This is a genomic window from Achromobacter sp. PD1 (assembly GCF_048541815.1).
Lineage (GTDB): Bacteria > Pseudomonadota > Gammaproteobacteria > Burkholderiales > Burkholderiaceae_B > Achromobacter > Achromobacter bronchisepticus_A.
Map to the genome: position 1 here is coordinate 4,341,299 of NZ_CP183349.1, position 7,124 is coordinate 4,348,422.

Annotated in this window: 5 protein-coding genes; 2 read left to right on the plus strand and 3 right to left on the minus strand. The window is 67.6% G+C overall.

What is annotated here, in order from left to right; all coding sequences use genetic code 11:
- Positions 1-88 precede the first annotated feature (88 nt).
- Positions 89-1,420 carry a purine-cytosine permease family protein gene (locus ACM1PE_RS20580; protein WP_118933710.1) on the plus strand — a complete coding sequence of 444 codons (1,332 nt, stop codon included), beginning with the start codon at positions 89-91 and terminating at the stop codon, positions 1,418-1,420.
- Between the two features lie 90 nt (positions 1,421-1,510).
- Positions 1,511-2,161: an HD domain-containing protein gene (locus ACM1PE_RS20585; RefSeq protein ID WP_419340805.1), complete on the plus strand. Its 651-nt coding sequence runs from the start codon at positions 1,511-1,513 to the stop codon at positions 2,159-2,161.
- Between the two features lies 1 nt (position 2,162).
- Here ACM1PE_RS20585 and ACM1PE_RS20590 read toward each other — a convergent pair whose 3' ends face one another.
- The 3 genes from ACM1PE_RS20590 to ACM1PE_RS20600 are packed head-to-tail and all read right to left on the minus strand — an operon-like array spanning position 2,163 to position 7,114.
- Positions 2,163-2,975 carry an efflux RND transporter periplasmic adaptor subunit gene (locus tag ACM1PE_RS20590; protein ID WP_419340806.1) on the minus strand — a complete coding sequence of 271 codons (813 nt, stop codon included), beginning with the start codon at positions 2,973-2,975 and terminating at the stop codon, positions 2,163-2,165.
- A gap of 1 nt (position 2,976) precedes the next feature.
- Positions 2,977-4,959 carry a preprotein translocase subunit SecA gene (locus ACM1PE_RS20595; RefSeq protein WP_059379579.1) on the minus strand — a complete coding sequence of 661 codons (1,983 nt, stop codon included), beginning with the start codon at positions 4,957-4,959 and terminating at the stop codon, positions 2,977-2,979.
- Position 4,960: 1 nt separating this feature from the next.
- Positions 4,961-7,114 (minus strand): hypothetical protein, encoded by a 2,154-nt coding sequence (locus tag ACM1PE_RS20600; RefSeq protein WP_419340807.1) that lies wholly within the window; start codon positions 7,112-7,114, stop codon positions 4,961-4,963.
- Positions 7,115-7,124: the final 10 nt, after the last annotated feature.

Sequence of the window (7,124 nt, forward strand, 5' to 3'; positions counted from 1 at the left end):
CCGGCCTCGCCCACTGGCAAGGCCGGTGGGCGACGCGCGCCCGTTCCGCAGTCGAACCGCAGCATCCGATCCCGCCAGGAGATCCGACATGGCCAACATGACCTCACGCAAACCGTCCGATGAGACGGACAACTCGCTGCACGCCGTCGCCGACAGCGACCGCATGCCCCGCTACGCCCTCACCATGGCCTGGTGGGCCGTGTGCAGCGCCGTCTTCTACATCGTCGTCGGCGCCACGCTGGCGCTGAAATACGGCGCCCGCAACGCCATCATCGGCATGGTGCTGTCGGTGATCAGCTACGGGCTGATCAACGGCGTCATCAGCCGCTATGCCATCCGCAGCGGCCTGTCGGTGGCGCTGTTCTCGCGCCGGCTCTTCGGCACCTCGGGCGCGGCGCTGGCCACGCTGATCTTCTTCGCCACCGCCATCTACTACGCGGTGTTCGAAGGCGCGGTGATGTCGGTCGCGGCGCATCATCTCTATCCGGCCGTGCCGTACTGGCTGGTGGCGCTGGTGGTGGTCATCTACAGCGTGCTGCTGATCTTCGGCAGCGTGCAAAGATGGCTCGACAAGTTCAACGGCGTGCTGCTGCCGTTCTATCTGCTGGGCCTGCTGCTGGCCGTGGTGATGGCGACGCAGGAATACGGCTACAGCGACGCCTGGCTGTCGTTCGGCCCGCCCGAAGGGCCCGTCCCGGGCGGGTGGTGGGACGCCTTCGTGTACTACATGGGCGTGTGGGTCCTGATGATGTTCACCTTCGACTACGCCCGCTTCGGCAAGCGCGAGGACCAGACTTACCATAGCCGCTACAACTTCGGCATGCCGTTCTACCTGGTGACCTTTCTGCTCAACGGCGTGGCCGGCATCTATCTGGTCAGCACGATTCCCAGCGACGCCGCGCTGTCGGAAGTGTCGGTGGTGCTGGCGCTGCTCAAGCTGATGGGCCTGGGCGGCTTGCTGTTCGTCTGGATCACGCAGACCCGCATCAACACCGCCAACTACTACCTGGCCACCATCAACATGCAGGCGTTCTTCGCGCGCTGGCCGGGCATGCGCTGGCCCAAGGCGATGTGGGCGGTCATCGTGGGTGCGGTGACCTATGCACTGATGCTGCTGGACGTGTTCTCGTACCTGCTGCAGGCGCTCGCCTACCAGGGCATCTTCGTGGTGTCCTGGGTGGCGGTGGCGCTGGTCCACATCCTGGGCGGCCAGGAATCCGCGGCGCCAAACGAAGGCGGCGCGGCCTTCAACCGCGCCGGCCTGGCCGGCTGGTTCGCGGGCGCGATCTGCGGCCTCGCGCTGATGCATACGGCCGGCTTCGCGGCGACGCTGGCCGCGCCGGCCAGCTTCGTGGTGTCGGCGCTGGTGTACCGGATCTGCTCCACGGCTGCGGGACGGATGCAGGCGCAGGGCGGCTGATGCCGCACCCGGGCCGCGCGGCAAAACCCGCGGCCCGGCCCGAAGTGTCCTGTGTACACTTTCCACTGATCCCCAGGCAGGTGGCAGGAAATGAACATGCGCGTAGATTTGGCGGCATTGCGGCCGCAGCTCATACAGATCGCCCGGAACGCGGATACCGGCGACGGCGCGCATGACCTGAGCCATCTGGAACGCGTATGGAAAGCCGCGGCCGGCATGCTGGCGCACCACCCCGAGGCCGACGCCGTGGTGGTCATGGCCGCCAGTTACCTGCATGACTTGGTCAACCTGCCCAAGAACCATCCTGACCGGGCACGCGCCTCGGCCATGGCGGCTGACCAGGCCGTGCGCGAGCTGCGGGCGGCCGGATATCCCTCAGCCAAGCTCGAAGGCGTCCATCACGCCATCGAGGCCCACAGCTACTCCGCCAACATCCCGCCGCGGACCATCGAGGCCCGCATCGTGCAGGATGCCGACCGCCTGGATGCGCTCGGACCGGTGGGACTGGCCCGCATGTTCCACGTCGGCGGGCAGTTGGGACGGGCGCTGGCGCACCCCGACGATCCCATGGGCGCGCATCGGCAACTGGACGACGGCATCTATACCCTGGATCACATCGAATTGAAGCTCGCCAGCATTGCGGGAACCATGCAGACGGAAGGCGGCCGCGTGCTTGCGGCCACGCGGCTGGACTGGATACGGCGGTTCCGCGACGAGTTCGTGGCGGATTGGTCGGCCTGATTCAGAACTTCACCGAGCAGCGGATGCCCGACGGAATCACATTGCCCTCGTTGGGCACGCGCAGCAGCACGGTAAAAGTGCCGCTGGCCGCGTCCATCACCCGGTCGATGCGCCAGACCTTGGCTTGCAGCGGCTTGTCGGTGATCGCCTGATTGACGCTGACCTGCGCCTGCGCATCGGCCTTGATCTGGCCATACAGGCCTTCCGGCACCACCACCCGCACCAGCAAGGGATTGATCTGCGCCAGCTTGACGATCTTGTTGTCATTGACGCGGTCGCCCGGACCGGCATAGCGCTCGGCGACGACGCCGTCGAAGGGGCTCTTGATGCTGCGTTCGGCCAGAATCGCCTGCTGCAGCGCCACCTGTAGCTGCGCCTGGCGGCTGCGCGAGGTCATTTCGTCGTAATCCCCCGCAGGCAGCAGCTGGCGCTTGAACAGATCGGTGTTGCGGTCGACGACGCGGCTCAGGTAGGCCGCCTCGGCGCGGCGCAGCCCCAGCGTGGCCTCGTCGACGCTGGTGTTCAGTTCGGCCACCACCTGGCCTTTCTTGACCACGTCGCCGCGCTGCACCAGCACGCTGCTCAGCACGCCGGCCGACGCGCTGCCCAATTCGGACACCTGGAAGGGTTCCATCAGGCAGGCCATGGGCGCATGCAGATTGCCGGCCTGCGCGGACAGCGCGGGCTCGGCCAGCACCGGCAGGCGGGCATCGGGCGGCAGCCCCTGCGCGCCTGCGGCAGTGGCGAACAGGCAGGCCAACAGGGCCGGGCGGACAAAGCGATGGCGGGTCGTCATGGGATCGGGTCTTTGCATGTCAGTCGCCCTGCCCCGAGAAGGACAGGGAATTCTCAAGTTCTTCATCCGCGGCCACCATCTGGCGGCGCTCGCGGGCCAGTTTTCGTTCGGTGCGGGCCTGGGCGAAACGCAGCCAGCGCGCCGCCAACCCGTTGCGGTCCTGCCCGCGCCGTGCGCGCAGCAGCCGCGAAAGGGCGGCCCAGACGCCGCTGGCGACACTGTCCAGCACTGAGTCTTCCAGCGACAGGATGGCTTCGACATGGCCGGGATCGCCCTGGCGGCCGCTGCGCCCTTCCAATTGGCGGTCGATGCGGGCGGATTCATGCCGCTCGGTCAGGATGACGTGCAGGCCGCCGGCCTCGCGCGCGGCCTCCGACAAGGGGATATCCGTGCCCCGGCCAGCCATGTTGGTGGCGATCATGATGCTGCCCAATTCACCAGCGCGCGCGATCATATCGGCCTCGTCGGCGTCCTGCTTGGCATTGAGCACCACGGCGGGCAGGCCGGCCTGGGCCAGCACCTGGGCCACCTGCTCGGACGCGGCGACCGAACGCGTGCCAATCAGGATGGGCACCCCTTGCCGATGCAGGGCGCGCGTGCGGTCGCGCACGGCGGCCCACTTTTCTTCCAGAGTGGGGTACACGGCATCCGGCGCATGTCGCCGCCGCGACTTGCGATGGGTGGGAATGCGGACCACCGGCAGGTCGTAGACGCGGCCCAGTTCGGCGCGAATTTCCGCGGCCGTGCCCGTCATGCCGGACAGCAGCAGATAGTGCTTGAAGAAGCGCTGGTAGCTGATGCTCTTGAGGGTGGCGCGCGGTTCGCTCAGTTCCAGCCCCTCTTTGTGTTCCAGCATCTGGTGCAGGCCCTGGCCCCAGGACCGGTCCGGCATCACGCGTCCGGTGAACTCATCGACCACCATGATCTTGCCGTCGCGGATGATGTATTGCTCGTCCAGCCGGTACAGATGCAGCACGGTCAAGGCGCTGAGCATCAGCTCTTCGCGCCGGAACGGGATACTCCACGGCGCCGGCAGCGCGGCGCACAATCCGCGCAGATGCTCGCGCCCCAGTTCGGTCAGGATCGCGCGGCGTTCGCCGCGGTGCAGGCGGTAGTGTTCGGGCGTCAAGCTTGCGGCCAGTTCCATGGCCTGGCGCGTCACGTCGGCGGTGTCGTCCTCCTGCACGCCGGAAATGATGAGCGGCGTGCGCGCCTCGTCGACCAGCACGCTGTCGGCCTCGTCCACGATCGCGTAGCACAGGCCGCGCAGGTACAGCTGGGATAGCCTGCCCTGCTCCCCCCGCAGCCGTTCCAGGCGCAAGGCGTCTTCGTCCTTGTCGCTGTCCAGCACGATCAGGTCGCGCAGGTAGTCGAACACCAGGGTCTTGTTGGAGCAGTACACCACGTCCGCCTGATAGGCCTTGCGCCGCGCGGGTATGTCCATTTCCATGCTGACCCAGGCCACCGACAGGCCCAGCGCTTCGTAGATGGGCCCCATGATCTGCGCATCGCGCTCGACCAGGTAGTCATTGGTGGTGATGACATGCACCGGCAGGCCGGCCATGGCGACCGTGGCGGCCGGCAAGGTCGCCGTCAGCGTCTTGCCTTCGCCCGTGTTCATCTCTGCCACCATGCCTTGCAGCATGGCCCAGCCGCCCAGCAGCTGGACGTCGAAATGCGCCTTGCCCAACGCCAGCCGGCCCGCCTGGCGGATCAGCGCAAAGGCGCGCGCCGCGCTTTCCTGGTTGATGCCGTTGGCGCGCAGGTCGAACGCGATCTCGTCGGCCCGCCGGCGCACGCCCGCCAGGTCGATGTCGCCCAGCGCCTGCGTTTCGCGCCGCACCCGCGCCAGGATGCGGCGGGTGCGCCACAGGGGCTGGCGGCGCTTGCGGCTCAGCCAGCGCAGCGCAGCCGTGCCCCATGCCTCCAGCTTGTTGGCATGGCGCTCGCTCTCCTTTTCAGGATAGAGCGGGTCGGGGTGGAGAGCGTCGAAGGCGCGCATGTCAGAGGCGGAACTGGCGCAGCACCATCTGCCGCACCGCGTCGTAGGCCTGCAACGCCAGCGGCCTGGGCTCGTGCGAGAACTTCACGTAGACCCGGGCGCCAAGATAGGCGCGCGGCGCATCCTGGGGCAGCGCCAGATCCATCACGAACAGGTTCTCCGCGGATTTGGCGCGCCCTTCCTGCGACTTGCGCGGATCCACGCCTATGCTGCCCCCGCCCTGCAGGCTGAGCGCCAGGCTGGGCAGTTCATCGGTAGCGGCCGGCACCTCGCGCGAGATCACCGCCTTGAACTCCTCGCCGCTGTCCTGCACCAGCCGCACGCGCACGTTCTTGAGCGAGCGGTGGATGCGCTCCAGGCTGGATTGCGGCACCACCACGCGCACGGTTTCGGCGTCGGTCAACACATAGCCCAACAGTTCGCCGCGCTGCACGTAGCGGCCCGTCATGTCCTCCGGCTGCGCCGGCACGTAGCGTCCGGCGTGCGGGCTGCGCACCTGCTGCGCCTGGACCTGTTCCTGGATCGCCCGCCGCTCGGTCTGCAGGCTGGTCCATTGATGACGCATGATGGCCGCCTGCACCTGGTTCTGCGCATAGGCCTGCACGTAGCGCGCCTGGTACTCGTCGACCTGGGCGGCCAGCATGGCATCGCGGCGCAGCAGCTCGTCGTTTTCCAGCGTCAGCAGCGGCGCGCCCTGCCCCACCGGCGCATCGTCGGCCGCCTGCCGCGCACGCACGAAGCCGGCCACCGGCGCCCTGACCTGGGCGGAAGGCGGCACCCAGACCACGCCCTCCGTATCGGTGGACGAGGGCAGCGGCAGCGCGCCCGCCAGGCCAACCGCGCCCAGCACGCACAGCCCGCAGATCAGATAGGAGCGCAAGCGGTGCGCCTGAATCTGCGGGTCGGCATAGAACTGCCGGCCCAGGCGCCACAGCGGCATGACGATGGTGTTGAACAGCGCCCACATGGCCAGCAGCACGCCGAAGAAGAAAAACTGCCCCGCCATGATGAAGATGGCCAGGAACATGATGAACATGCGGTAGCAGAAGGACAGCACGGCGTAGCTCGCGAACCAGGCGCGTTCGCCCGGCGTCGCGCGCGGCGCTTCCACGCCGCGCAGGCCCAGCGCATAGCGCTTGAACAGATAGCCCAGATAGCCGTTGGCCCGCTGGCCCAGGTTGGGTATCTCGATGGCGTCCGACAAGACGTAATAGCCGTCATAGCGCAGCAGCGGATTGCCGTTCATGAACAGCGTGGAAACGCCGCACAGGACGATGACGGTATAGGCCAGCGAACGCCCCAGCCCGGGATCCAGCTGGGTCCAGACGATCATCGCCACGGCCGCCAGGAACAACTCGACCAGGATGCCGGCCCCGCCCGCCAGCATGCGCCAGCGCTTGTCGGCAAAGGCCGAGGCCGCCGAGGCATCCACGTAGGGAATGGGCACCAGCAGCAGGAACATCAGGCCGATCTCGTGCACCTCGCCGCCGCGCGCCTTCACGGCGCAGGCGTGGCCGAGTTCGTGGATGGCCTTCACCACCGGATAGACCAGCGCCATCGCCAGCACATTACCCGTGGAGAACACCTGGTCCCAGATATTGTGGGTCAAGGCCTGCCAATGCATGGCGCCCAGCGCCGCGCCCACGCCCACCACGCCCAGCCAGAGCAAGGCGCCCAGCCAGGTGAACAGCCAGCGGTAATACGGCAGCGCCCGCGTCAGCCAGCGGTCCGGATCCAGCAGCGGCATCTTCAGCGCGCTGGGATTGCCGATGTACTGCTTGATCTTCTGCATGCGCTGGCGCTTGCGGCGCTCGACCAGGTCGCGCACGTCCGGCGCGCGGTCGGTGGTCAGCACATCGGCCCGGTGCAGCTGGGCCATCAGGCGGATGACCTCGTCCTGCGGCATGGCGTCGCCCTCCAACTGGCCGCAGGCGATCTCCCAGATCTCCTGCACCGTGCGGCGCCCGTCCATCAGGCTGATCATCAGATTGGCCTCGGGCGTATAGCGGTGGAACTCGCCATTGCTCTGGTCCTGCATCACATACCAGACCTGCCCCCGGTAGACGTGGCGATGGATATGGATGTGCGAGCGCAGCCGCGGGCGCAGCGCGCTGACCCGGTGCCAGGAATTGCTATAGAGCGCGGTACCAGACATCTTCTGCTCT

Bases quoted from the DNA above. Each gene is read 5' to 3' on its own strand.
- ACM1PE_RS20580 (WP_118933710.1), top strand. From the start codon at position 89: ATGGCCAACATGACCTCACGCAAACCGTCCGATGAGACGGACAACTCG.
- ACM1PE_RS20585 (WP_419340805.1), top strand. From the start codon at position 1,511: ATGAACATGCGCGTAGATTTGGCGGCATTGCGGCCGCAGCTCATACAG.
- ACM1PE_RS20590 (WP_419340806.1), bottom strand. From the start codon at position 2,975: ATGCAAAGACCCGATCCCATGACGACCCGCCATCGCTTTGTCCGCCCG.
- ACM1PE_RS20595 (WP_059379579.1), bottom strand. From the start codon at position 4,959: ATGCGCGCCTTCGACGCTCTCCACCCCGACCCGCTCTATCCTGAAAAG.
- ACM1PE_RS20600 (WP_419340807.1), bottom strand. From the start codon at position 7,114: ATGTCTGGTACCGCGCTCTATAGCAATTCCTGGCACCGGGTCAGCGCG.